The organism is Pseudomonas sp. SWRI99, from assembly GCF_014270125.1.
Lineage (GTDB): Bacteria > Pseudomonadota > Gammaproteobacteria > Pseudomonadales > Pseudomonadaceae > Aquipseudomonas > Aquipseudomonas hamedanensis.
Genome location: NZ_JABWQR010000065.1, coordinates 1 through 838 on the forward strand (window position 1 = coordinate 1; position 838 = coordinate 838).

Annotated in this window: 2 pseudogenes; both read right to left on the reverse strand. The window is 60.3% G+C overall.

What is annotated here, in order from left to right:
- Positions 1-50: 50 nt before the first annotated feature.
- Positions 51-257 (reverse strand): annotated as a pseudogene (locus tag HU743_RS27005) (sulfatase); the annotation flags it as partial.
- 135 nt (positions 258-392) lie between these two features.
- A pseudogene (locus HU743_RS27010) lies at positions 393-629 on the reverse strand (sulfatase); the annotation flags it as partial.
- Between the last annotated feature and the right edge of the window lie 209 nt (positions 630-838).

An 838-nucleotide genomic window follows, 5' to 3' on the forward strand; every position in this document is an offset into this window, starting at 1 on the left:
TGTGGGAGCTGGCTTGCCAGCGAAGAGGCCAGTCGCCTCAACGCAGAACCTTACTGACCAACCGCCACACTCGCCGGCGCCCGCGGCGGCGTGACAATGCTGCCCAGATCAATATTTTTCCACTCGGGCCTGGCGCCCAACCGCGCATTGAACCGGTAGTTGAAGGTGAATTCATCCGCCGTCACGAGGTTGTAGCCCATCAACTGCAGCAGCGTCGGGAAGTGGCTGGAACGGTTCTTGTTCGCCGCCAAATTGGCGGTGTCAGTAATGGCCCTTTCGCTGGCAAGCCAGCTCCCACAGGGACTGCGGTTGTCCACAAATTTTTGTGTCAGCAGCGGACAGTGTGGGAGCTGGCTTGCCAGCGAAGAGGCCAGTCGCCTCAACGCAGAACCTTACTGACCAACCGCCACACTCGCCGGCGCCCGCTGCGGCGTGACAATGCTGCCAAGATCAATATGTTTCCACTCAGGCCTGGCGCCCAACCGCGCATTGAACCGGTAGTTGAAGGTGAATTCATCCGCCGTCGGCACGCTCAGCGGTTTGCCATACACCGCCTCGATATTCGCCAGGTCGTAGCCCATCAACTGCAGCAGCGTCGGGAAGTGGCTGGAGCGGTCCTTGTTCGCCGCCAAATTGGCGGTGTCAGTATTGGCCCTTTCGCTGGCGAGCCAGCTCCCACAGGGATTGCGGTTGTCCACAAATTTTTGTGTCAGCAGCGGACAATGTGGGAGCTGGCTTGCCAGCGAAGAGGCCAGTCGCCTCAACGCAGAACCTTACTGACCAACCGCCACACTCGCCGGCGCCCGCGGCGGCGTGACAATGCTGCCCAGATCAATAT